The organism is Bacillus sp. A015 (assembly GCF_053851875.1).
The window spans coordinates 22288-45639 of sequence record NZ_JBSPZB010000025.1; the positions used below are offsets into that span (position 1 = coordinate 22288).

At 42.9% G+C, this 23352-nt stretch carries 27 protein-coding genes, 1 riboswitch and 1 other annotated feature; of the genes, 23 read left to right on the forward strand and 4 right to left on the reverse strand.

The genetic code is table 11. The annotated features are described in order from the left end of the window. The first annotated feature begins 118 nt into the window (after nt 1-118). From ACSLGF_RS16930 to pheA, 9 genes are all read left to right on the forward strand, one after another. The gene (locus tag ACSLGF_RS16930; protein WP_456007332.1) at nt 119-910 is read left to right on the forward strand and encodes a peptidoglycan DD-metalloendopeptidase family protein; all 792 of its coding nucleotides are present in this window, start codon (nt 119-121) and stop codon (nt 908-910) included. Beyond that, nucleotides 903-1772 (forward strand): M50 family metallopeptidase, encoded by an 870-nt coding sequence (locus ACSLGF_RS16935; RefSeq protein WP_456007334.1) that lies wholly within the window; start codon nt 903-905, stop codon nt 1770-1772. Before ACSLGF_RS16930 ends, ACSLGF_RS16935 begins: the two co-directional genes overlap by 8 nt. A 66-nt stretch (nt 1773-1838) precedes the next feature. After that, nucleotides 1839-1911, forward strand: a sequence feature (ribosomal protein L21 leader region). 12 nt (nt 1912-1923) lie between these two features. Further along, on the forward strand, nt 1924-2232 hold the full coding sequence (gene rplU, locus ACSLGF_RS16940; protein WP_003216781.1) for a 50S ribosomal protein L21: 309 nt from the start codon (nt 1924-1926) through the stop codon (nt 2230-2232). 14 nt (nt 2233-2246) lie between these two features. Beyond that, nucleotides 2247-2591 (forward strand): ribosomal-processing cysteine protease Prp, encoded by a 345-nt coding sequence (locus tag ACSLGF_RS16945; RefSeq protein ID WP_456007336.1) that lies wholly within the window; start codon nt 2247-2249, stop codon nt 2589-2591. A gap of 5 nt (nt 2592-2596) precedes the next feature. Further along, the gene (rpmA, locus tag ACSLGF_RS16950; RefSeq protein ID WP_003216586.1) at nt 2597-2881 is read left to right on the forward strand and encodes a 50S ribosomal protein L27; all 285 of its coding nucleotides are present in this window, start codon (nt 2597-2599) and stop codon (nt 2879-2881) included. Between the two features lie 277 nt (nt 2882-3158). Further along, nucleotides 3159-3752 carry a Spo0B C-terminal domain-containing protein gene (locus ACSLGF_RS16955; RefSeq protein WP_456007338.1) on the forward strand — a complete coding sequence of 198 codons (594 nt, stop codon included), beginning with the start codon at nt 3159-3161 and terminating at the stop codon, nt 3750-3752. Between the two features lie 21 nt (nt 3753-3773). Continuing rightward, nucleotides 3774-5060: a GTPase ObgE gene (gene obgE / locus ACSLGF_RS16960; RefSeq protein ID WP_456007340.1), complete on the forward strand. Its 1287-nt coding sequence runs from the start codon at nt 3774-3776 to the stop codon at nt 5058-5060. A 55-nt stretch (nt 5061-5115) separates the two neighbouring features. Further along, complete coding sequence (locus ACSLGF_RS16965; RefSeq protein ID WP_008342790.1) at nt 5116-5559, forward strand: ACT domain-containing protein; 444 nt, start codon at nt 5116-5118, stop codon at nt 5557-5559. Nucleotides 5560-5577: 18 nt separating this feature from the next. Continuing rightward, nucleotides 5578-6456 carry a prephenate dehydratase gene (gene pheA, locus ACSLGF_RS16970; protein WP_456007342.1) on the forward strand — a complete coding sequence of 293 codons (879 nt, stop codon included), beginning with the start codon at nt 5578-5580 and terminating at the stop codon, nt 6454-6456. 199 nt (nt 6457-6655) lie between these two features. Here pheA and ACSLGF_RS16975 read toward each other — a convergent pair whose 3' ends face one another. After that, the gene (locus tag ACSLGF_RS16975; RefSeq protein ID WP_456007344.1) at nt 6656-7198 is read right to left on the reverse strand and encodes a 3H domain-containing protein; all 543 of its coding nucleotides are present in this window, start codon (nt 7196-7198) and stop codon (nt 6656-6658) included. Nucleotides 7199-7201: 3 nt separating this feature from the next. Beyond that, nucleotides 7202-8344, reverse strand: a complete 1143-nt coding sequence (locus ACSLGF_RS16980) for an IscS subfamily cysteine desulfurase (RefSeq protein ID WP_456007346.1) — start codon at nt 8342-8344, stop codon at nt 7202-7204. A 97-nt stretch (nt 8345-8441) separates the two neighbouring features. Between ACSLGF_RS16980 and nadB the strand changes: the two genes are divergently transcribed. The 6 genes from nadB (at nt 8442) to thiC (ending at nt 16500) form a co-directional block, all read left to right on the forward strand. Continuing rightward, nucleotides 8442-10013: an L-aspartate oxidase gene (gene nadB / locus ACSLGF_RS16985; RefSeq protein WP_456007348.1), complete on the forward strand. Its 1572-nt coding sequence runs from the start codon at nt 8442-8444 to the stop codon at nt 10011-10013. Beyond that, nucleotides 9995-10858 carry a carboxylating nicotinate-nucleotide diphosphorylase gene (nadC, locus tag ACSLGF_RS16990; RefSeq protein ID WP_456007350.1) on the forward strand — a complete coding sequence of 288 codons (864 nt, stop codon included), beginning with the start codon at nt 9995-9997 and terminating at the stop codon, nt 10856-10858. Before nadB ends, nadC begins: the two co-directional genes overlap by 19 nt. Next, on the forward strand, nt 10845-11954 hold the full coding sequence (nadA, locus tag ACSLGF_RS16995; RefSeq protein ID WP_456007352.1) for a quinolinate synthase NadA: 1110 nt from the start codon (nt 10845-10847) through the stop codon (nt 11952-11954). Before nadC ends, nadA begins: the two co-directional genes overlap by 14 nt. A gap of 132 nt (nt 11955-12086) precedes the next feature. Beyond that, nucleotides 12087-13334, forward strand: a complete 1248-nt coding sequence (gene safA / locus ACSLGF_RS17000) for a SafA/ExsA family spore coat assembly protein (RefSeq protein ID WP_456007354.1) — start codon at nt 12087-12089, stop codon at nt 13332-13334. Nucleotides 13335-13467: 133 nt separating this feature from the next. Further along, entirely contained in the window at nt 13468-14085 is a 618-nt protein-coding gene (locus tag ACSLGF_RS17005; RefSeq protein WP_456007356.1) for a YhcN/YlaJ family sporulation lipoprotein, read from the forward strand. 418 nt (nt 14086-14503) lie between these two features. Next, a riboswitch (TPP riboswitch) is annotated at nt 14504-14614 on the forward strand. Between the two features lie 125 nt (nt 14615-14739). Beyond that, entirely contained in the window at nt 14740-16500 is a 1761-nt protein-coding gene (gene thiC, locus ACSLGF_RS17010) for a phosphomethylpyrimidine synthase ThiC (protein ID WP_456007358.1), read from the forward strand. Nucleotides 16501-16533: 33 nt separating this feature from the next. Here thiC and ACSLGF_RS17015 read toward each other — a convergent pair whose 3' ends face one another. Next, a complete protein-coding gene (locus ACSLGF_RS17015; RefSeq protein WP_456007360.1) occupies nt 16534-16683 on the reverse strand; it encodes a hypothetical protein in 150 nt (49 codons plus the stop codon). Between the two features lie 191 nt (nt 16684-16874). Here ACSLGF_RS17015 and ACSLGF_RS17020 point away from each other — a divergent pair, with 191 nt between their 5' ends. After that, entirely contained in the window at nt 16875-17057 is a 183-nt protein-coding gene (locus ACSLGF_RS17020) for a hypothetical protein (protein ID WP_078061691.1), read from the forward strand. Nucleotides 17058-17295: 238 nt separating this feature from the next. Here the strand turns inward: ACSLGF_RS17020 and ACSLGF_RS17025 are convergent, their stop codons facing one another. Continuing rightward, nucleotides 17296-17940 (reverse strand): protein kinase family protein, encoded by a 645-nt coding sequence (locus ACSLGF_RS17025; protein WP_456007362.1) that lies wholly within the window; start codon nt 17938-17940, stop codon nt 17296-17298. A gap of 239 nt (nt 17941-18179) precedes the next feature. On the opposite strand from ACSLGF_RS17025, the gene ACSLGF_RS17030 reads away from it, so the two are divergent. The 7 genes from ACSLGF_RS17030 to yajC all read left to right on the forward strand — a co-directional run bounded on the left by ACSLGF_RS17030 (nt 18180) and on the right by yajC (nt 23197). Beyond that, nucleotides 18180-18680 (forward strand): BofC C-terminal domain-containing protein, encoded by a 501-nt coding sequence (locus ACSLGF_RS17030; protein ID WP_456007376.1) that lies wholly within the window; start codon nt 18180-18182, stop codon nt 18678-18680. Nucleotides 18681-18828: 148 nt separating this feature from the next. Further along, a complete protein-coding gene (ruvA, locus tag ACSLGF_RS17035; RefSeq protein ID WP_456007364.1) occupies nt 18829-19434 on the forward strand; it encodes a Holliday junction branch migration protein RuvA in 606 nt (201 codons plus the stop codon). A gap of 11 nt (nt 19435-19445) precedes the next feature. Beyond that, complete coding sequence (ruvB, locus tag ACSLGF_RS17040) at nt 19446-20450, forward strand: Holliday junction branch migration DNA helicase RuvB (protein WP_024423143.1); 1005 nt, start codon at nt 19446-19448, stop codon at nt 20448-20450. Beyond that, on the forward strand, nt 20443-20643 hold the full coding sequence (locus ACSLGF_RS17045) for a DUF2905 domain-containing protein (RefSeq protein ID WP_012010741.1): 201 nt from the start codon (nt 20443-20445) through the stop codon (nt 20641-20643). The genes ruvB and ACSLGF_RS17045 overlap by 8 nt, the downstream gene beginning before the upstream one ends. A 34-nt stretch (nt 20644-20677) precedes the next feature. Next, nucleotides 20678-21706 carry a tRNA preQ1(34) S-adenosylmethionine ribosyltransferase-isomerase QueA gene (gene queA, locus ACSLGF_RS17050; RefSeq protein WP_456007366.1) on the forward strand — a complete coding sequence of 343 codons (1029 nt, stop codon included), beginning with the start codon at nt 20678-20680 and terminating at the stop codon, nt 21704-21706. Between the two features lie 31 nt (nt 21707-21737). Further along, complete coding sequence (gene tgt / locus ACSLGF_RS17055) at nt 21738-22883, forward strand: tRNA guanosine(34) transglycosylase Tgt (protein WP_456007368.1); 1146 nt, start codon at nt 21738-21740, stop codon at nt 22881-22883. Between the two features lie 47 nt (nt 22884-22930). Beyond that, entirely contained in the window at nt 22931-23197 is a 267-nt protein-coding gene (gene yajC, locus ACSLGF_RS17060; protein WP_008360993.1) for a preprotein translocase subunit YajC, read from the forward strand. The last annotated feature ends 155 nt before the right edge of the window (nt 23198-23352 follow it).

The following is a 23352-nucleotide window of genomic DNA, read 5'->3' on the forward strand; positions in this document are numbered from 1 at the left end:
CGGCGAATGCGAGGGTTTGTCTACACGCTGAAATCGATAAGAATCGGTCTTTTTGTTGCATATCACATGAGGTCGCCACATAAAATGTACAAACTGTTTGTATGTAAAGGGTGATCTCATGAAAAGAGTGGACGAGTATCGAAAAAAAATAGCGCAGCGCCGTAAGACAAAGCAGCCAGCTGCTGCCCCTAAGAAGGCGGCTTTCAAGAAAAGTGACGATATCCCGCCATGGGTTATGTTGACAGAGGAAGAAAAGCATTCTGGATCATCTTCCTATGAGTCGACGTCTCACCAGCCGACGAAGTATCGGCATCCGTTATTTAACCCCAATACCTTTGTGCTTAAATGTTTACTATCTGCGTCCCTCGTGTTGATTGCAGCCATTTCGTTTAAAGGCCAGGCAGGTCCGTTTCAGCAGCTGAAGCCGATGATCAGTCAAACCTTTGAGCAAGATTTTCAATTTGCTGCTGCCAACCTCTGGTTTGAGAAAACAGTTGGGAACCCGCTTGCCTTTTTAACCGAGAAAAAGGAAGACCGAAAAGACGTACAAGCCAATAAAGAACTGGCTGTACCTGCTTCTGGAAAAGTGCAAGAATCATTTACACAAAATGGTGCAGGCGTCAAAATCGAAACATCGGCAGATGCCATTGATAGTATGAAAGAAGGCTATGTTGTAGAGGTGAAAAAGAAAAGCGATACAGGGCTTACAGTGGTTGTGCAGCATGCGGATAACAGCTATAGCTGGTACGGTCAATTAAAGGAAGCCGATGTGGCTTTATACGATTTTGTCGATAAGGGTGAAAAGGTTGGTCAAATCTCGCTTGATGATCAAGGGAAGGGCACGTATTACTTTGCCATTAAGCAAAATGAACAGTTCATCGACCCCATTCAGGTGATGACCTTTGAATAGATGGCTGGTCATGCTGACGAAAATTCACATTCACCCGCTTCTTTGGATTGTGATGGCGTTTGCGATTCTTTCAGGTCAAATTAAGCCGCTGCTTTGTCTGCTCATTATCGTCTGTGTCCATGAGCTTGGACATGCAGCGGCTGCTTGCTATTATCATTGGCGCATTCGGCGGATTTTTTTACTGCCATTTGGCGGAGCGGTAGAAGTAGAAGAGCATGGGAACCGCCCGCTAAAAGAAGAGCTGGCGGTCATTTTATGCGGGCCGCTTCAGCATGTGCCGCTCCAGCTCATAGCATGGCTTCTCATGGAAGCTTCTCTTATCTCGCACGACGTCTTTACGATGTTTACCTTTTATAATATGGCGATTTTTCTTGTAAACCTTTTGCCCATTTGGCCGCTTGATGGCGGAAAATTATTCTTTTTGCTCTTATCTGCTTTTTACCCTTTCCAACGTGCACATGCCCTCGCGATAAAAGGCTCACTAGTCTTTTTTAGTCTTTTGACAGCAGGGTTACTCTGTTTTGCTCCGCTGCAATTCAATGGCTGGGTGCTGCTCACATTTTTAGCTTATTCACTTGTGAAGGAACACCGGCAGCGGCATTACGTCACGGTCCGCTTTTTACTAGAACGGTATTACGGTAAAAAAGAGCAAAAGATAGAGAAACTCATTCCGCTTAGAGCAAGTGCTGAAGAAAAAGTATACGAAGTGCTGGCTCGATTTCAAAAGGGCTGTAAGCACCCGATTATGATCGAAAGGGATGGCGTGAAAATGAGTCAGCTTGATGAAAATGAACTGCTTCATGCTTATTTTTCAGACCGAAGAACCACTTCTTCAATGGAAGAGCTTCTTTTACCGTACTAATGGTGAAAATACATTGACATTCTGCGTCTAGTTTGATATATTTTTTAATGTTATGGATATGTAGCACCCGTGCTACAACCGCGCGGAGCAGGTGTAAAGTGCCTATGGCCCCCTGTATTCGGCGAGTCTGAGTTTATTAGGAGGTGCAGAGATGTACGCAATTATCGAAACTGGTGGTAAACAAGTTAAAGTTGAAGAAGGTCAAACTGTTTATGTTGAAAAACTAGCTGCTGAAGCAGGTGAAACAGTTACTTTCGAAAACGTATTGTTTGTCGGCGGAGACACTGTCAAAGTGGGTAACCCTTCAGTTGCTGGAGCAACAGTAACGGCTAAAGTTGAAAAACAAGGTCGCGGTAAGAAAATTACTGTGTTCAAGTACAAACCGAAGAAAAACAACCACAAAAAACAAGGTCATCGTCAACCTTACACTAAAGTTGTTATCGAAAAAATCAACGCTTAAGGCGTGTGAGTGATATGATCAAAGCAACCATTACCCGGTCAGCGGCAGATGAAAGCATTACGTCTTTTCAGATGACTGGACATGCCGAGTTTGCTGAAAAAGGTCAGGATCTTGTTTGTGCAGGTGTATCTGCTGTTGTTTTCGGTTCAGTCAATTCAATTATTGCACTGACAGGAATCGATCCACTGCTTGATATTGGAGAAGAAGGCGGCTATTTCACTTTTGAATTACCGGCTGATACAGATCCAGTATCCTTTGAAAAAGCCCAGCTGCTTTTAGAAGGCATGGTCGTTTCCTTAGAGACAATCGAACGAGATTATCACGATTATGTGAGAATATCAACAAAAAATAGGAGGTGAACTTCATGCTTAGATTAGATCTTCAATTTTTCGCATCTAAAAAAGGGGTAGGTTCTACAAAGAACGGACGTGACTCTGAGTCTAAACGTTTAGGCGCTAAACGTGCTGATGGTCAATTCGTAACTGGTGGTTCTATCCTTTATCGTCAACGTGGAACGAAAATCTATCCAGGTGAAAACGTTGGACGCGGAGGCGACGACACTCTTTTCGCTAAAATCGACGGAACGGTTAAATTCGAACGTTTCGGTCGTGACCGTAAAAAAGTGAGCGTATATCCTGCGGCACAATAATTGCTAAAAACTCCGGTCATTGACTGGAGTTTTTTTCACTATTCAGGGAGCTTTTGCGCTTTTTATAAGTGGTACCGAAGATGATAAAAGAAGATGCACTCCATAAATATCAAAGAACGTTTGCTGACTTTGCCTCATTTTCTCCTATACGATCAGAAAAAACAACCTTTCCTCACATAACTAGTGTTTTTCTATGCTGTCTTCTCTGTTATAATTCAGGGAGACATATTGATGATAAGACTCCTAAAAGAGAGACTAAACGATTGGGAGTGCGATAATGGAAGAGATATCAAGTAAACAAAATGAAAAATTAACTCACGTTGCATTAACAAATGAATTGATCTATCTGCTCAGTCGTTCAAGACATGACTGGATGAATAAATTGCAGCTGATTAAAGGCAACTTGACATTAGAAAAATATGACCGAGTGTTTGAAATTATAGAAGAAATGGTCATTGAAGCACAGCATGAATCAAAACTCTCAAATTTAAAAATTCCCCAATTGGCCTATTACTTTCTAACATTTAATTGGGAGTCGCATTTTATCACCCTAGAATATGAAGTGCTTGGTGAAGCCCGAGACTTATCAGCATATGAATCGCAGCTGCTAACGGTAACACGGGAGTTGTTTTCGATATTCGATCAATCAGTTTGCCAAAAAGCTGAAAATCATTTAACAGTCACGTTCCAAACAGATCATGAAGAGAATGATGTGATCTTATATTTTGATTTCAAAGGAAAATTAACAAGTTTGGATGCGTTAAATGTGTTTCATGACGCAAACTATCCATGTATGAGTATAACGCAATTTCATGTGACGTCTCATGAGTCCATGATTGAGCTTTGTTTGAGGCAAGAACGAGATATGTGATGCAGAGAAACGGAGGAAGTTATGTTTGTAGATCAGGTTAAAGTGTATGTTAAAGGCGGTGACGGCGGAAACGGTATGGTGGCGTTCCGTCGTGAAAAATATGTGCCAAAAGGCGGCCCAGCAGGCGGCGACGGCGGAAACGGTGCAGATGTTGTATTTGAAGTGGACGAAGGCCTCAGAACGTTGATGGACTTTCGTTATAAGCGCCATTTCAAGGCTGATCGCGGCGAGCACGGGATGAGTAAAAACCAGCATGGACGAAATGCTGAAGAAATGGTCGTCAAAGTTCCACCAGGCACGGTTGTCTCAGATGCAGAGACGGAACAAGTACTAGCTGACTTAACAGAGCATGGGCAGCGCGCAGTGATTGCAAAAGGCGGACGAGGCGGACGTGGAAATTCACGTTTCGCAACACCGGCAAACCCTGCACCACAGCTTTCTGAAAACGGTGAGCCAGGTAAAGAACGTGACGTCATCTTAGAATTAAAAGTGCTTGCGGATGTTGGACTCGTTGGTTTCCCAAGTGTCGGGAAGTCGACGCTGCTTTCGATTGTCTCTTCGGCTAAACCGAAAATTGCAGATTATCATTTTACAACGCTTGTGCCGAACCTAGGAGTTGTCGAAACAGACGATAGCCGAAGCTTTGTCATGGCGGATCTGCCAGGACTGATCGAAGGAGCACACGAAGGCGTTGGCTTAGGTCATCAATTTTTACGTCATATTGAGCGTACACGTGTGATTGTCCATGTCATTGATATGTCTGGACTTGAAGGGCGTGACCCATACGAAGACTACGTGACGATTAATGAAGAGCTTGAGCAATACAATATGAGATTGACAGAGCGTCCGCAAATCATTGTGGCCAACAAAATGGACATGCCAGATGCAGATGACAATCTAGCCGCATTTAAAGAAAAACTAACAGATGACTATAAAGTGTTCCCAATTAGTGCGATCACACGAGAAGGGCTTCGTGAGCTCTTATTTGAAATCGCCAATCAGCTTGAAACGACACCAGAATTCCCACTCTATAATGAAGAAGAGCTGTCTGATAACCGTGTGATGTACAAGTTTGATGAGGGAGATGCACCATTTGAGATCTCGAGAGATCCTGATGGTACGTTTGTCTTAACTGGTAAAGCACTTGAGCGACTGTTTAAGATGACAGATTTCTCAAGAGATGAATCCGTTAAACGATTCTCCAGACAACTGCGCGGAATGGGTGTCGATGATGCCTTACGTGAGCGCGGTGCGAAAGATGGCGATATCATTCGTCTGCTTGAGTTTGAATTTGAATTTATTGATTGATCACAAGGAGGGTCCAGTCCATGGGCTCTCCCGTTTTTAAAAGGGGAGAAAACAGGTGAAAGAAGAAACGTTCTATTTAGTGAGAGAGGATGTACTTCCAGATGCGATGCGAAAAACGCTTGAAGTCAAAAAGCTGCTTGATCGCAAAAAAGCGGATTCAGTTGCCGATGCTGTTCAAAAAGCGGATTTAAGCCGCAGTGCTTTTTATAAATATCGAGATGCTGTTTTTCCGTTTTATACGATGGTCAAAGAGCAGATCATCACATTGTTTTTCCATCTTGAGGATCGGTCTGGAGCTCTGTCAAGGCTGCTGCAAATTGTGGCTGACTCTGGCTGTAATGTGTTATCCATTCACCAAACCATTCCGCTGCAAGGAAGAGCGAATGTCACCCTATCGATCAGTACGGCTGGCATGGCAGATGATATCAATACCGTCATGAATCAATTAAGAAAACTTGAATTTGTCGAAAAAGTTGAAATTCTAGGTTCTGGAGCGTAAAAGGAGAGATTATAGCAGATGAAGCAATTAACTGTAGGTTATTTTGGACCAGAGGCAACATTTACTCATTTGGCCGTATGCTCTTGCTTTCCAAAAGATGCAGTGCAGCGGGCCTATGCAACGATCCCGCAATGTATGGATGCTGTTTCAAAGGGCGAAGTCGATTTGGCGGTCGTTCCGCTTGAAAATGCACTCGAAGGATCTGTGAACTTAACGATTGATTATTTAATTCATGAAGAAGCACTGTCCATCGTTGGTGAAATGACAGCACCGATTCGGCAGCATTTGCTTGTCCATCCATCGAGAGCGGAGAGCTGGGAAATATTAGATGTGATTCAGTCACATCCGCATGCAATTGCCCAGTGTCATCAATTTTTGAAAAAGCACTACCCTCATATTCCGCATCGCCCAGTGGAATCAACAGGCTATGCAGCGAAATACATCAGTGAGCATCCAGATGAAGCTGTTGGTGCGATTGCCAATGAGATTGCTGCAAAAACGTACGGATTAACCATTGCGAAAAAAGACATTCATGATTATCCGCACAATCACACACGCTTTGTTATTTTACATAAAGACCCTAAGGCATCGTTTCCGATGAATTCTGGTTTTTCTTCAAAGCCAAAAACGACCATTGTTGTCAGTCTGCCAAAGGATGACCAATCAGGCGCTTTACATCGCGTGCTATCTGCTTTTTCCTGGCGAAATCTGAACTTGTCAAAAATTGAATCTCGCCCGACCAAAACAGGTCTTGGACATTATTTATTTATCATTGATATCGAAAAAGAAATGGATGATGTCCTTGTCCCTGGCGCGATTCAAGAATTAGAAGCCATTGGCTGTGAGGTCAAGCTGCTCGGCAGCTACCAAACATATGAATTAACGAATGAAAAATAATGTCCTGTGCAGGACATTATTTCAGATTGTTGACAAAGGGCTAAAATGAACTTTATTTTAGCCCTTTGTCTTCTTTTCAGCGTGATAGAAAACCTTTGCAGTCTAGGAAGGACGAGCACCGGAGCGAATTTGAGATTCGTGAGCACCGGCACGCAGGACTGACACAGAATGCGAGGGTTTGTCTACATGCTGTATTTTTTTAGTCTTTAATCAGAAATCCAGCGTCATCTAGCGCTTGAATGGCTTGGTCAAGCTGCTTTTGGCTGTAGGAAGTGAGTGTATGTAAGTGTACGCCGTCTGTAAGCTCTGACAAGTAGGAGGCGCCAGTGTTAGAAATGTGATGAACGAAGTCAGCTGCTTGTTTACGTGTGCTCACTCGAATGGAGGCAGTCAGTTCTCCATAGACTGGGTGCTCTATGATCACGTCTTTCACCGTCACACCAAAATCTACAATCAATGTCAGCTCTTCTTCTGTACGAAGAGGATCATGCTTGCAGGCGATGATTTGTTCAATTTCAGTTTCTGGCGCATGAAGCGGCGCCATATACACATAGCCTTGGCTTGTGGCGATAATGGGTTCGTTTTTTGCTTTTAATAATGATATATCTTGTACAATGACTTGTCGTGATACAGCGGCCTTTTTAGCTAAAAAGCTTCCCGTAAGCGGTGTCTCTGATTCTTTCAGCCACTGTAATATGGCCTTTCTTCTTTCTTCGCCAATGAGCTTCCTCTCTTGCTCCACGTCTTATGCTCCTTTCTTCTCCTTTTGCAAGTTCTCAAATGTATGCAAAAGCTGATCGATGTCATCTGTTGATGACCGTCGTCCAAATGATATTCGAATGAATTGAAGGGCATCACGATCTGATACATGCAATGCCTTCACAGCAGGGGAAGGGTGATGGTAACCAGAAGCACATGCGCTTCCAGTTGATATACAAATCCCATGCCGGTTACATGCTAACATTACATATTGTCCTTCAAACCCTTCAAAAAAACAACCAATAATATGAGGCAGCATGCGGTAATTGTTATTGTCCTGAAGCGTACGGACAGGCAGCTGACGTTTTTTTATCTGCTGAAGAAAATAATCACGAAGCTGCTCATCTCGTTTATGCTGCTCATCGAGCTTAAGCATCATTTGTTCACTCGCCGCAGTAAAAGCACCGATGCACGGAACGTTCACAGTTCCTGGACGTAAGCCGTTTTCCTGCACTGCATCTGCATATAAAGGCTTCCAAGGGACATGCGCACCCATATAGACAGCGCCAGCGCCCTTAGGTGCATACACTTTATGACTGGAGATGGACATGGCATCGACTCCAAGTTCCTTGATGGACACATGAATCTTTCCGAATGTTTGCACAGCATCTGTATGAAAAAGAATTTGTCTTTCTTTTAAAAGAGGCGCTAATTGAGCCAATGGCTGGATAATCCCTGTTTCTGAGTTTGCATGCTGGATGGACACTAGACCTGTTTCAGGCAATAAAGCTTGTTTGAGGATCTCCTTTGTGATGATCCCTTCTTCATTCGGTTCTATGATCGTGACCTTCACGCCGAGGCGTTGCAAGGCGTTAACCGCGTGGTGAACGGAAGGGTGTTCTACTGATGTGGTAATGACGTGCTGTTTATGTGCGGGCAGCCCGTTCGTGATCGATTGAATCGCAAGGATATTGGATTCAGTTCCGCCACTTGTAAAGTAGATGCCGTCTGGTTCGCCCTTAAGCATCGTAGCGAGTGATTGTCTGCTGTAAGTCAATATGTCATTTGCTCTTCCCCCTGCATCATGAAGGCTGCTTGCATTCCCGTAGCAATCTTTGCTCAGCTGTTGGAATACATGTAGAGCTTCTTCAGAAACGGGTGTAGAAGCTGCATAATCTAAATAGACCAAACCATCCATCTCCTGTGTGAAAATTTTTTCTTGTATTTATTGTAGTGTTGTGTAATGATATGTGTCAAGACAGGTGTAAACGACAGGAGGGGCGATTGTGTCATCAATTAAAAAAGTCATTGTGGTGGGATCAGGCATTGCAGCGCTTTCCTTTGCGAAAACCATATCAGAAAACTGCCAAGTCATCATGATGACAAAAAAACAATTTTCCTCTAGTAATTCCATGCTTGCACAAGGAGGAATCGCTGCTGCCTTTTCAGCACATGATTCAGTTGATCTGCATGTGCAAGACACGCTAGCTGCTGGCTGTGATCATAATGATGACCAGACCGTACAGGAGATCGTGTGTCTTGGAAAACGCCTTGTGAAGCAGCTTGAAGCAGAAGGCTGTCCATTTGATCGGAATGAAGCGGGAATGCCGCAGTTAGGTAAAGAGGGGGCACACACCCGTAATCGCATTTTGCATGGAGGAGGAGATCAAACAGGTAAAACCCTCGTGCAGTTTCTGAAAAGTCAGCTTGGCTCACATATTCATTTATACGAATATCATCATGTCATTGATCTATTAGTTCATGAAGGGAAATGTGTCGGTGTTGTGTGGAAAGATGAGAAAGGACACGTACATACCATGACCGCAGATGCAGTGGTTTTATCCACTGGTGGCTGCGGATCTCTATATGAGACAAACACAAATGATTCTTCTGTAACAGGAGACGGGCTGATGATGGCCTACCGAGCCGGAGCACAATTAGCGGATCTCGAATTTGTTCAATTTCATCCGACCCTTTTGACGATCGCTGGAAAAGCAGTCGGTCTTGTTTCAGAGGCAGTGCGAGGGGAGGGAGCTTATTTAGAAGATGAAACAGGCAGGCGGATCATGAAAGGGATTCATCCACAGACAGATTTAGCTCCTAGAGATGTGGTCGCTAGAGCTATTTTTCATGAGCAGCAATTAGGTCATCATCTGTATCTCAACATCCATGATATTCCGCATTTTTCTATTCGTTTTCCAGCGATTGATGCGATGTGTCAGCGGGCGGGAGTCGATATGGCAAGCGGCCGGCTGCCAGTTTCCCCTGGTATGCATTTTTTAATGGGCGGAATCAAGGTCAATGAATATGGAGAAACGACCGTTCAATCGCTTTTTGCCATTGGTGAAGCGGCTTGTACAGGGTTACATGGCGCCAATCGACTGGCAAGTAATTCTCTTCTGGAAGGTCTCGTTTTAGGAAGCAAAGCGGCTCGGCGTATTGAGCAATTGTCAAAACAGGAAGAAATAATCCCATCTCTTTCAATACAAGAAGTATGGTCTGTCCCGACTATGTCAGAGGCTCAGCTTAGAAAATGGATGACAGCATATGCCGCGATTGTTAGAGATGAAAAAGGCTTGCAGACCTTACTCGATGAATTAGAACAAGTCTCTTTTCAGCAAATTAATGTGAAGGATATCACAAATAAACAGATTGAATTAAGCAATCAATGGGCATTAGCGACTTGCCTTGTTAAGTCTGCATTACTCCGTACAGAAAGCAGGGGCAGCCATTATCGAATGGATTATCCAAAGCGGAATGATGCCTTGTGGCGAGGGAAACAGATTGTACATGAAAAAGGCCACATTCACATCATGAAAAATGAAAGGATCGGTGCCAAATGGAACGTTTACAGTTAAAACAAATGCTCACTCATTTTTTAAAAGAAGATATTGGCTTTGGAGATGTATCAGCTGATGCCATCTTTGAAGACAAGAAAGGTACAGCTTATATCATTGCAAAACAATCGGGTGTATTGGCAGGATCACCAGTCATTGAAATGGGGTATGGCCTGCTGAGTGAACAGATTCAAACTGAACTGTTTTTCCAGGAGGGTGATTGGATTCATTCAGGTGCTGTACTGGCTCAAATAAGAGGCCCAGTCAACGACTTGCTAAAAGGAGAACGGGTCATTCTTAATATATTACAGCGCATGACAGGAATCGCCACCTTAACACATGAAGCGGTGCAGCGATTAGCTGATCCGTCTATTACGATCTGTGATACGAGAAAAACGACACCCGGCTTGCGTATGTTAGAGAAATACGCAGTGAAAGTAGGAGGTGGAAAGAATCATCGTTTCGGCTTATCGGATGGTGTGATGATAAAAGATAATCATATTGCCGCATGTGGTTCTATCCGTGAAGCTGTAGAAAAAGCAAGAGCATACGCCGGTCATATGGTGAAAATTGAAGTGGAAATTGAATCAGAAGCACAGCTCATGGAAGCCATAGATGCAAAAGCAGATGTCATCATGTTTGACAACTGCTCCCCCGACGAAGTAAAGCGTTTTAAACAAATGACACCAGAGACGATCCTGACAGAAGCATCAGGAGGCATCACATTAGAGACATTACCAAGCTACCGGGGGACAGGTGTAGACCTCATTTCACTTGGTTTTCTGACACATTCTGCTCCATCATTTGATTTTAGTATGAATATGGAATTCAGCCATAAAGGGGGAACGACTCATGTCCATGCTTGATGTACTAGCGAATCAACATTCGGCCATGATGCCAGATGAATATAAACACCGCTCTTATGAAGAGATGAAGCAGCGTGTGTTAGACATTAAACGAGCTTTTGGATCAAAGCTATTTATACCAGGCCATCATTATCAAAAAGATGAGGTCATTCAATTTGCAGATGCAACAGGTGATTCATTGCAGCTAGCGCAAATAGCTGCTGACAATCAAGAGGCAGAATACATTGTGTTCTGCGGTGTTCACTTCATGGCAGAAACGGCAGATATGCTGTCAAAAAAAAATCAGCACGTCTTGTTGCCAGATATGAGGGCAGGCTGTTCAATGGCAGATATGGCGAACATGAAACAAACGGACAGAGCATGGGAACAGCTCACTGATCTATTTGGAGATACGATACTCCCGCTTACTTATGTCAACTCAACAGCTGATATTAAAGCATTTGTCGGCAAGCATGGCGGGGCGACCGTCACATCTTCAAACGCTAAGAAAGTACTGGAGTGGGGGCTAACACAAAAAGAGCGGATTCTGTTTCTCCCTGATCAGCATTTAGGGCGTAATACAGCCTTTGATTTAGGTATCCCACTAGAAGAAATGGCTGTCTGGGATCAAGTAGAAGAAAAGCTCATCACCGATCAGCCGCTCCATCGCATCAAAATGATTTTATGGAAAGGGCATTGCTCCGTACATGAGAAGTTTACCGTTCAGAATATTGAAGAAACGAGAAAAAGAGATCGTGACATTCAAATCCTTGTCCATCCAGAGTGCACGCATGAGGTGGTAAGAGCTTCTGATCTAGCTGGTTCAACGAAATTTATTATTGATACGATCAAGCAGGCGCCAGCAGGAAGCAAGTGGGCGATCGGAACAGAAATGAATTTAGTCAAACGCATCATAGACCAGCACCCGGATAAACAAATTGAATCCCTTAACCCAGATATGTGTCCATGTTTGACCATGAACCGTATTGATCTGCCTCATTTGTTATGGTCACTTGAAAGTATTGAGAAGGGTGAGCCAGTTGGTTTGATTCAGGTTAATGAAGAGATAACAAAAGAGGCTTTGCTTGCATTAAATAAAATGCTCACCATTAAATAAAGCATCAGCCCCTCCTATCAGAAAACAAGTTTTTATCATATCGGCTTGTAAATAGGCATAAATTTATGTTGAAACATATTGTACTTCTGACATAACCGCTACGTTCACGTTTTGCAATAGGAGGGGAAAACGTTGAAAATTCATATTGTGCAAAAAGGAGACTCCCTTTGGAAAATTTCAAAGAAATACGGAGTCGACTTTCAAGAATTGAAAAAACTAAATTCACAGCTCAGTAATCCAGATTTGATCATGCCGGGTATGAAGATCAAGATTCCATCTAGTGGTGTTCCTGTGAAAACAGATCACCAAAAAGTGAAAGAAATGCCAAAGCAGAAAGAACATCCGTATGTGAAAGAAAAGCCAAAGGATGTCGTGCAAGTGCAAGATACGAAACCGAAGGAAAAGCCAAATGAACCGGTACCTTATGTACCGCCAGTGCCAAAGATCGAGCAGCCAGTTTTTCCGCAAGTTGATGTGAACTATTATCAGACCAATCTCTACCAGCCATTCACGTCTCCTTCCCAAAAAGAACATCATGAGAAAAAAGATCACTTTTATGAAAAGAAAGATCATGTTCATGAGAAGAAGGACCATAAAGATCACAAGGATCATTTTCATCATGAAAATAAGGAATATAAAGATCACAAGGACCATTTTCATCATGAAAATAAGGATCATCACAAAGATGAAGTGGCAAAGGGATATGATCCATTTATTCATATTCCGCATCAAAAAGAGGAGGGAAAAGATATGGAGCATAGCAATTACCCAAACCTTCCTAACTTCCCACAAATGCCGAATGTTGGAGGGGCAGCAGTAGGAGGAATGGCAGAAAATAAAGATCATCACCAGCATCACCAGCATCACCAGCATCATCATGAATCATATGATCCTTATTATGGTCATGGTCATTACATGCCTGCGATGTATCCATATCCGCAGCAAATGGTGCCGGCTTCACCTATTTTACCGGGATCAGGTCTTTGTTATCCGGTCCAGCCGTATTATCACCATCATATGATGCCGTATCCTTACCCAGCTCAGCCGTATTATCCAGCCTATCAAGCACCAGCTTACTACGGGGAAAATCATGAGCATCATGCAAACGATGGACATCACTGGCACCACCACATGCATCCAAATACAGGCGCAAATGCGAACGTTAATCAAGGCTTTTATCCAAACGCTTCAAATGAAGCATATGGCAAGGAAGACTGCGGATGTGATGATGGCATGAAGCATCATCATCAGCCATGGCCTGGACATTATCCAAATCCTGTTCCTTATGGTCAAATGGGATCTTATCCAGCTCAGCCTTACATGCAGCAATATCCAAATCAATCGGTTTTCGCAAGACCAGAAGAAGACGAAGAAGATTAATGACAGAAGGGACGATCTCAATCGTTCCTTTTTTTGTTTATAACTGACAGCTTGATTTTCCCCTGAACTGTACATGCTAAAACAGAGCCAGTTTCGCGCTCATGAGCTTGAATTTGTACAGGGGGTTTTTCGTTTGAGACAACAATGGCAAAAAACAATCGCATTAGTGCTTCTTCCTATTGGTTTAACTGCATGTGGTACAAATGACAATGCGGGTGTAGATACTCGTCATAATCAATCAGGCCAGCCGGTCGGTTATCATTCGAATCAACGGGCGGCAGACAACAACCAAGATAACCTAGGCCCAGTTTCTGAGCTTATGGAAGGGATGAACGAAAATACAACGAATGTTGATTATCGTTCACGTCCTACGGAGGATCAAGTGAGAATGCCGCTTACTGGCGGAGATGGACGCTACAGTCATGGAGATATGAATTATCATAACCAAATGTCGTTCTCTGGCTACGATAAACAAGAGAACATACAGCGTTCACGAAAAATTGCGAACCGCGTGAATAAAATGAATCACGTAGCAGACTCACAAGTTATGGTCACTGATGAAAATGTGTATATTGCGATTAAATCAGATGGACGCCTGACGGAAGAGGGCGTATCACAAGTAGAAGAAGCAGCGACTCGTTATGCAGATGGAAGAGCTGTCCAAGTCATCAAAGATGAAGGAACATTCACACGCTTCAGAGAGATGAGAAAAACGCAATTTGAAACAGGCCAAACAGGCATGACCCGATAGTTGAATAAACAAGGCTAGAGTTCATTACGAATTCTAGCCTTGTCTTAAAAATACATCTTGATGCCTATATAAAATTCGTAAAAGAAATAACAGCCAAATCAAAGTAATAAAATACCAGCAATAATGGATGTCCACTTCATCATCGTCCGATTCATCACTGATAAATGTTAGAAATGTTTGTAATCGACTAGAATTTCCTTTGAACAAGTGGTTTGTATAAAGATTCTCCGTTTAGATTAATACATAGCAGGAAAAAAGGATCAATGATTATTTCTGATTTGATCGAAATAAAGGGGAAGCTGTTGTATAGAAGTTTGCATATCATGCTCATCGGTGCAGCTTGTAGGGGAAAGGAACTATTTTCCTGAATCTTCTTCTTTTCATATCGTCTCTATGATAAACTGATGTGGAAATCAATAAAAGTGACTAGGGGTGCCCGCTAAAGTGGGCTGAGAGAGAAGCTTAAGCTTCTTAACCCTTTGGACCTGATCTGGCTCGTACCAGCGTGGGGAAGTTGAAGATGATACATGTGTCATATGAATGACATTCATGTTTTTTCTGACGACGAAACCAGGTTCTCAACATAGAGCCTGGTTTTTTGCTGGTGCTGATTCCATCCTGTCCGATGACAAAAAGAGAAGGAGAGAACAGCAGATGAAAGAAAAGAAAAATGTCCCATCAACCCAATCTTTACTATCAAGCTTTGACGGAAGTCGAAAGGTGTATGAGCAGGGCTCAAGACCTGACATCTTGGTGCCAAAAAGGGAGATTAGGCTCTCAAATACTGTGACACAGGCGGGCGACATTCAAAATGACCCGATCCGTGTGTACGATACAAGTGGACCGTACACAGATGAAAACGCCCATATTGATGTTACAAAGGGTTTAAAGCGTCTTAGAGCGGCGTGGATTAAAGAAAGAGGAGATACAGAAAGCTATGAAGGGCGTCATGTGAAACCAGAAGATAACGGGTATCGTTCAAAGGGGAAAGAGTCCTTTCATCCTGTCCATACTGATTTTCATCATGTGCCGCTCCGCGCGAAAAATGGCGCCAGTGTGACACAAATGCATTATGCAAAAAAAGGCATCATCACACCTGAAATGGAATTTATCGCTTTGAGAGAACAGCTGAGCCCTGAGTTTGTTAGAGAGGAAGTAGCTAGCGGAAGAGCAGTCATCCCAGCGAATATTAACCATCCTGAAAGTGAGCCGATGATTATTGGAAAGCATTTTCACGTCAAAATCAATGCGAATATTGGCAATTCAGCTGTGACGTCATCCATCGATGAAGAGGTAGAGAAGATGACGTGGGCGATCAGGTGGGGGGCAGACACAATGATGGACCTGTCCACTGGGAAGGACATTCATACAACGAGAGAATGGATTATTCGGAATTGCCCAGTCCCAGTAGGAACCGTTCCCATTTATCAGGCACTTGAAAAAGTGAATGGAGTGGCAGAAGATTTGACGTGGGACGTGTACAGAGACACATTAATTGAACAAGCAGAGCAAGGTGTAGACTACTTCACGATTCATGCGGGCGTGCTATTAAGGTATATTCCGCTTACAGTCGATCGGGTAACGGGAATTGTGTCAAGAGGCGGAGCTATTATGGCAAGGTGGTGTCTCGCTCATCATCAAGAAAACTTTCTTTATACCCATTTCGAAGATATTTGTGAAATTATGAAAACCTATGATATTGCTTTTTCTCTTGGAGATGGACTCAGACCAGGTTCGATCGCTGATGCAAATGATGAGGCGCAGTTTGCAGAGCTGAAAACGCTAGGGGAATTGACAGAGATCGCCTGGAAACATGATGTACAGGTGATGATTGAAGGACCTGGACATGTCCCAATGGATAAAATCAAAGAAAATGTCGATAAGCAGATGGAGATTTGCAAAGAGGCACCATTTTACACGCTAGGACCTCTTACAACAGATATTGCCCCTGGGTATGATCACATTACATCCGCTATCGGCGCTGCCATGATCGGCTGGTATGGAACAGCCATGCTCTGCTATGTGACACCAAAAGAGCATTTAGGTCTGCCGAACAAAGAAGATGTGAGAGAAGGCGTCATTGCTTATAAAATTGCCGCACATGCAGCTGATCTAGCAAAAGGACATCCTGCTGCTCAAAAGCGCGATGATGCATTATCGAAAGCCAGATTTGAATTTAGATGGCGGGATCAATTCCACCTGTCACTTGATCCAGAAAGAGCTTTGGCGTTCCATGACGAAACATTGCCTGCTGAAGGCGCAAAGACCGCTCACTTTTGCTCCATGTGCGGACCGAAGTTTTGCAGTATGAAAATTTCTCATGATATCCGCAATCAATCAGAAGAAGTGAAAAAAGAGATGGAGAAGAAGGCAAAAGAGTTTATCAGCCAAGGAAGTCAAATCTATCAATCCTAAAAAAAGAACCTCGCACTCCTTTTGTGCGGGGTTTTATAAAACGGCTGAAAAGGCTTTTCTCACGAGATGGAAAAGTGCTCTTACTGCAATAGCCATGATTTCCATACTCGGAATCAGGGCATCTGTTAAATGAAACAAGACCGTTTGTCTCTCTGGAGATGTTCGTTTCTTTTTCTTTTTCATGAAGACAGCCTCCTTTTTAAACAATATACTTCTTTGCAGATCAGAGAGATAGAGATGTTGTGTGAATTTAAACAAAATTTAAACTTCTTGTGTTAGAAAGGAAAGAAGGAGGGGAAACGAGTTGAGTAGAGAATGAATGAAAAGAGCTGACCTTACCAGTTAGCGAACAAGAAAGAGTGGAAGGTGATCTTATGATGAAAGTATTTAAGGTAACATTTCATATGAACAATGGGGAAGTGCTTGATTTCGAGCTAAAACGTCCAGCTACCTATGATGTGTATAAAAAAATTGAGGAATCCAATCAATGGTTTAAGCTGAATAATGAAATCATTAATCTATTAAATGTCAATAGTATCCATGTAGAAACAGAATAAAACAAAAAATCCGCTCGGAAAGAGCGGATTCAGATTGTTGACAAAGGGCTAAAAATGATCTTTATGTTAGCCCTTTTTCTTCTTTTTTTCAGCGTGATAGAAAACCTTTGCAGTCTAGGAAGAACGAGTACCGGAGCGGAGCGAATTTGACATTCGTGAGCACCGGCACGCAGGACTGACGCCGAATGCGAGGGTTTGTCTACACGCTGAAAGCCGCTCGGAAGGAGAGCGGCTTTCGTTATGCGGAGAAATCATTTCGGTTGTTTAGCTGGCCGCGGGAGAGCCAGTTCTTTTTATACAAATAGGCAATCACTTCAAGCCAAAGACGCGGCGCTTTTTTAGGGAAAAAAGGTTTTTGGTAATAGGCGTAAGCGGCTTTTAAATCATCCCATTGATGGCATGTTTTCGTTTGGGTGAAGCGGGCAACGTCAATCACCTTAACGAGGCCTTCCTTTGTTAAGAGCAGGTTGCGCAGATGGATATCTGAAGGGTTTAACCCTTTCTCACGTGCTTCTTCTAGCGCTTCATCTACTTGTTCAATCATTTGTTTCTTGATCGGAATACCCTTTGTCAGGCATTCATAGAATGTGTAGCCTTTAATATATTCCATTAAAATATACTGATCCCCAGACTCATAAATCTCAGGGTAGTATGACGAACCGGAAAGTTTTTCGTAAATTGCTGCCTCTTTGCGGGCAATGTGTTGATAAGAAGGGAAAAAGACTTTTAGCGCCATTTTCTTGCCAGCTTTTTTATATGAAAATACATAGGCACTTCTTCCTTTGCCGCACAGCTCAAGCTCTGCCGGTTTTAAGGCGAGCTTATTAAAACGTTTTTCTTCATGATACTGAATCGATTCGGCTAATCTTTTGATATCTGACATTGACTTCACCTTCTTTGGTTTCAGTTTATGCGGCTGAAAAACGAATGATGAAAAAACTGTTTCATTCGATAAAGCAATGGATTGTATAAAACATAACATTTACGAATGAAGGATACAACGAAAGACTCTTAAATCGAGTCAGTGTAATCGGTTTGGTTAATGTTTAGAAAAATGGGTCAAACTACATATGTCATGCATCGATCTTATGTTCTAAAGAGGTGTAAATAGTGAAAGTGAAGATGAAACGTTTCGTTACAGGACTTATCATGACAAGTGTTCTTTTTTTCGCTGCGGATATGGAAGGAAAAGAACACTTGCAAAAGCAGTCAAACACCATCACCGTGCAGCTTGAAAAAGTCTATCTAGACGGCGATGTGAGTATTGAAAGACACCGGGCATCATTAGAAGACAAAGACACATTTTGGACGCAGTATAAAGGCTGGACGCTGGTAGAACAACAAGAGGGTTTTGCCCTTTTTAGAAAACAAATTGATGATATCTCTCCATTAAGTAAAGCAAATGGATATATCGGATTATCAGAGGACGGTGTCATTTCTACGTTTCATGGAAGGCCAGGCGGCTGGGCGGAGCCTATTCATCTCTTCTTTCAAATTGATACGTCCCGTTTAGAAAGCCATGTGGAGGAGCAGCTTGAGCAAGGCATTCCTTTTCGAACAAAGGATGAATTTGAGCATGTGCTTGAAGTCATGAAACCTTACCGAAATGAAATATCATTTTAAAGTGTGTGACAGCTTGCTGGTGTGAAGACCGCAAGCTGTTTTTCATGGTTGCGCCGTAAAAATATACTGAGCGAACGTATGTTAACTTTTATTGCGGTTTTCTCTTCGATTTATGTTACAATGAAGAACAGTCAAAGAGGTGAAAACGGTGATAGAGTTTGTGAAAGGGACCATTGATTATGTGTGCCCGCAATATGTTGTCATTGAAAACGGCGGAGTGGGATATCAAGTCTATACCCCAAACCCGTTTATCTATCAAGTAAATAAACAAGAAACGATTTATACGTATCATTACATAAAGGAAGACGCGTTTTCGTTATATGGATTTCAAACACGAGAAGAAAAAGCGTTGTTCACAAAACTGTTAAATGTCACAGGGATTGGACCAAAGGGTGCACTTGCGATCCTTGCATCCGGTGATCCTGGCGCTGTCATTTCAGCGATAGAACGTGAGGATGAAGCATTCCTTATTAAATTCCCTGGCGTTGGCAAAAAAACAGCTCGTCAGATCATTCTAGATCTAAAAGGAAAGCTTGCAGATGTGGTGCCAGAAATGATTGGCAACTTATTTAATCACGAGGATCATATTCAGATCGAAACGCAGCAAACCGCATTAGATGAAGCGCTTGAAGCCTTAAGTGTCCTTGGATACGGTGATCGTGAAATCAAAAAGGTTCTGCCTTTATTAAAAGAAGAGAAAAATCTCACAACCGATCAATATGTGAAAAAAGCTTTACAAAAAATGTTGAAATAGGGTGATGTCTCATGGATGAACGGCTCGTCTCAACTGAAGCAGACAACCATGAATCAGCCATTGAGCAAAGTTTGCGGCCGCAGACGCTTAGCCAATATATTGGTCAGCAAAAAGTAAAGGATAATCTCAGCGTGTTTATTGAAGCTGCCCGGATGAGGCAGGAAACGCTGGATCATGTCCTTTTATATGGACCGCCTGGACTAGGGAAGACAACGCTTGCGTCGATCATTGCCAATGAAATGAATGTTCAGCTGCGTACAACGTCTGGACCAGCAATTGAGCGTCCTGGCGATTTGGCGGCTATCTTAACATCTCTTGAACCTGGTGATGTTTTGTTTATTGATGAAATTCATCGCTTGCAGCGCTCAATTGAGGAAGTGCTCTATCCGGCGATGGAGGATTTTTGTCTAGATATCGTCATTGGAAAAGGAGATACAGCGCGCTCTGTACGGCTTGATTTACCGCCATTTACACTTGTAGGTGCTACGACCCGTGTTGGGCTTTTAACAGCGCCGCTTCGTGATAGGTTTGGGGTACATGCAAGATTGGAATACTATGAGCAAAGAGATTTGGCTCACATTGTGGCAAGAACAGCCGAGCTGTTCGAGATTGGGATCGACATTCGCTCAGCAGAAGAGATAGCGAGACGTTCTCGGGGGACGCCGAGGGTCGCCAATCGTTTACTCAGAAGAGTAAGAGATTTTGCGCAGGTGCTGGGGAATCATGCCATCACACAGGACATTGCAGAAGATGCCCTTGAGCGTCTCCAAGTCGACAGGCTGGGACTGGATCATATAGACCACAAGCTGCTTTTAAGTATGATTGAAAAATTTAGAGGCGGTCCTGTTGGACTTGATACGATCTCAGCGACAATTGGAGAAGAATCACATACGATTGAAGATGTGTACGAACCGTATTTACTGCAAATTGGTTTCCTGCAAAGAACACCAAGAGGCCGGGTCGTCACAAGAGAAGCGTATGAACATTTTCAGATGGAGGTTCCGATTCGTGACTGAATTCCCTAAAATATTGATGATTTTAGGTGGTGTCCTTTTTGCCGCAGGCTTAGTGTTTCAATTGGTTGGTAAGCTTCCAGGTGATATTTTTGTGAAAAAAGGAAATGTGACGTTCTTTTTTCCCGTTATTACGTGCATTGTCATTAGCATCGTACTAACCATTTTACTCAATATCTTTGGACGGATGAAATAACGTTAACTAGTTAATTACAGAATAGGTGAAGGAAATGAAGCTAGAACTATTTGATTTTGATTTACCAGAAAGATTGATTGCTCAAGTTCCACTTGAAAAACGAGATGCATCAAGACTGATGGTCTTAAATAAACAAACGGGTGCGATCACGCATGATACATTCTCACAAATCACGGATTATTTTCAAAAGGGTGATTGTCTCGTTTTAAACAATACGCGCGTTCTGCCTGCACGTCTGTTTGGCATGAAAGAGGGTACAGGTGCAAAAGTTGAACTTCTTCTATTGAAACAAGAAGAAGGAGACAAATGGGAAACACTCGTAAAACCAGCCAAACGTGTGAAAAAAGGAACGGTTATCACATTTGGTGATGGACGGCTTCAAGCGGTATGTACAGAGGAGCTGGAACATGGCGGAAGAAAAGTCGAGTTTCAGTATACAGGCATTTTTTATGAAGTGCTTGAATCCCTTGGAGAAATGCCGCTGCCTCCATATATTAAAGAGCAGCTTGATGATCGTGAGCGATATCAAACCGTGTATTCGAAAGAAGTTGGTTCCGCTGCGGCTCCTACTGCCGGTCTGCACTTTACAACCGAACTGCTGGATGCGCTGAAAGCGAAAGGTGTGCATATTGCTTTTATTACCTTGCACGTAGGGCTTGGCACTTTTCGTCCGGTCAGTGCGGAGCGCATTGAAGAACATGAAATGCACGCAGAGTTTTACGAAATGAATGAAGAAACGGCTGAAGAGCTTAATCGCGTGCGCAAAGAAGGCGGGCGGATTATTTCAGTGGGCACAACATCAACACGAACGCTTGAAACCATTGCAAGTGCACATGATGGCGAATTCAAAGCGTCAAGCGGCTGGACGTCGATCTTTATTTACCCTGGCTACACATTCAAGGCAATTGATGGGATGATCACGAATTTCCATCTGCCAAAATCCTCGTTAATTATGCTTGTCAGCGCATTAGCTGGACGAGAGCACGTACTGAAAGCGTACAATGAGGCAGTAAAAGAGGAGTACCGATTCTTCAGCTTTGGCGATGCCATGCTGATTCAATAACATCATCCAACAAAGACAGGAGGGCTCATTTTTGTCGCAATTACCGATACGTTATGAGTTCATTAAATCATGCAAACAAACAGGTGCACGTCTTGGCCGCGTTCATACACCGCACGGGTCGTTTGAAACACCTGTATTTATGCCAGTAGGTACACTGGCTACAGTCAAAACAATGGCGCCTGAAGAATTAAAAGCAATGGATGCAGGCATCATCCTAAGCAATACGTACCATCTATGGCTCCGTCCGGGTCATGACATTGTCAAAGAGGCGGGCGGCCTGCACAAATTTATGAACTGGGATCGAGCCATTCTAACTGATTCAGGCGGCTTCCAAGTATTTTCATTGAGTGAATTTAGAAAAATCGAAGAAGAAGGCGTTCACTTCCGTAATCATTTAAACGGAGACAAGCTGTTCCTTTCTCCTGAAAAAGCCATGGAAATCCAAAATGCGCTAGGCTCTGATATGATGATGGCATTTGACGAATGCCCTCCATACCCAGCAGAATACGATTACATGAAACGTTCTGTGGAGCGGACAAGCAGATGGGCAGAGCGCTGCTTAACAGCGCACCAGCGTCCAGAGGATCAAGGTCTGTTTGGGATTGTCCAAGGCGGAGAATACGAAGAGCTTCGTAAACAAAGTGCAAAAGATCTTGTTTCACTTGATTTCCCAGGATACGCCATCGGAGGCTTATCCGTTGGTGAACCAAAAGATGTGATGAACCGTGTGCTAGAGTTCACAACGCCATTTTTACCGGCAGACAAGCCAAGGTACTTAATGGGTGTCGGCTCACCAGATTCATTAATTGATGGTGCCATTCGCGGTGTAGATATGTTTGATTGCGTACTGCCGACGAGAATTGCGAGAAACGGCACCTTGATGACAAGTGAAGGACGTCTTGTTGTGAAAAATGCAAAATATGAGCGTGATTTCAGACCAATCGATGAAAACTGTGACTGCTACACATGTAAAAACTACACACGCGCCTATATTAGACATTTAATCCGTACAAATGAAACGTTCGGAATTCGATTAACAACTTATCATAATCTTCATTTTCTGTTAAAATTAATGGAGCAAGTGAGAGAAGCTATCCGTGAGGATCGTTTAGGTGATTTTAAAGAAGAGTTTTTTGAGCGTTATGGCTTTAACAAACCGAATGCGAAAAACTTTTAACGCATAAACGAAAGGCTTTACAATCATATAGAAAGGGGTGAGATAGAATGGATGGTGGTATGGGTTCAATCATTATGATTGTTGTCATGTTTGCTGTGCTTTACTTCTTGTTAATCCGTCCACAGCAAAAGCAACAAAAAGCTGTGCGTCAGATGCAGCAATCTTTATCAAAAGGCGATAAAATCGTCACAATCGGTGGTTTACACGGTGAAATCGACTCAATTGATGAATCAAAAGTGGTCATCAAAACAAGCGAAAACAATCGTTTAACTTTCGACCGTCGTGCTATTAGAGAATTAGCTGACAAAGGCTAATCCTCCAATACATAGCCATAAAAAAAAGAGCGATATGATTCGCTCTCAGATTGTAGAGAAACTCATGTTTTTCTACAATCTTTTTTATTTTCAACGTAAGTATGATGGATGAGATTTAATGAAAAAGGCCTCCCACACACCTAGCCTAGCTTCGC

Bases quoted from the DNA above. Each gene is read 5' to 3' on its own strand.
- ACSLGF_RS17020 (WP_078061691.1), top strand. From the start codon at position 16,875: ATGATGAAAGTATTTAAGGTAACATTTCATATGAACAATGGGGAAGTG.
- pheA (WP_456007342.1), top strand. From the start codon at position 5,578: ATGAAGCAATTAACTGTAGGTTATTTTGGACCAGAGGCAACATTTACT.
- nadA (WP_456007352.1), top strand. From the start codon at position 10,845: ATGTCCATGCTTGATGTACTAGCGAATCAACATTCGGCCATGATGCCA.
- ACSLGF_RS16945 (WP_456007336.1), top strand. From the start codon at position 2,247: ATGATCAAAGCAACCATTACCCGGTCAGCGGCAGATGAAAGCATTACG.
- ACSLGF_RS16955 (WP_456007338.1), top strand. From the start codon at position 3,159: ATGGAAGAGATATCAAGTAAACAAAATGAAAAATTAACTCACGTTGCA.
- rpmA (WP_003216586.1), top strand. From the start codon at position 2,597: ATGCTTAGATTAGATCTTCAATTTTTCGCATCTAAAAAAGGGGTAGGT.
- queA (WP_456007366.1), top strand. From the start codon at position 20,678: ATGAAGCTAGAACTATTTGATTTTGATTTACCAGAAAGATTGATTGCT.
- ACSLGF_RS17030 (WP_456007376.1), top strand. From the start codon at position 18,180: ATGAAACGTTTCGTTACAGGACTTATCATGACAAGTGTTCTTTTTTTC.
- rplU (WP_003216781.1), top strand. From the start codon at position 1,924: ATGTACGCAATTATCGAAACTGGTGGTAAACAAGTTAAAGTTGAAGAA.
- ruvB (WP_024423143.1), top strand. From the start codon at position 19,446: ATGGATGAACGGCTCGTCTCAACTGAAGCAGACAACCATGAATCAGCC.
- thiC (WP_456007358.1), top strand. From the start codon at position 14,740: ATGAAAGAAAAGAAAAATGTCCCATCAACCCAATCTTTACTATCAAGC.
- ACSLGF_RS16930 (WP_456007332.1), top strand. From the start codon at position 119: ATGAAAAGAGTGGACGAGTATCGAAAAAAAATAGCGCAGCGCCGTAAG.
- nadC (WP_456007350.1), top strand. From the start codon at position 9,995: ATGGAACGTTTACAGTTAAAACAAATGCTCACTCATTTTTTAAAAGAA.
- ACSLGF_RS17025 (WP_456007362.1), bottom strand. From the start codon at position 17,940: ATGTCAGATATCAAAAGATTAGCCGAATCGATTCAGTATCATGAAGAA.
- ACSLGF_RS17015 (WP_456007360.1), bottom strand. From the start codon at position 16,683: ATGAAAAAGAAAAAGAAACGAACATCTCCAGAGAGACAAACGGTCTTG.
- obgE (WP_456007340.1), top strand. From the start codon at position 3,774: ATGTTTGTAGATCAGGTTAAAGTGTATGTTAAAGGCGGTGACGGCGGA.
- yajC (WP_008360993.1), top strand. From the start codon at position 22,931: ATGGATGGTGGTATGGGTTCAATCATTATGATTGTTGTCATGTTTGCT.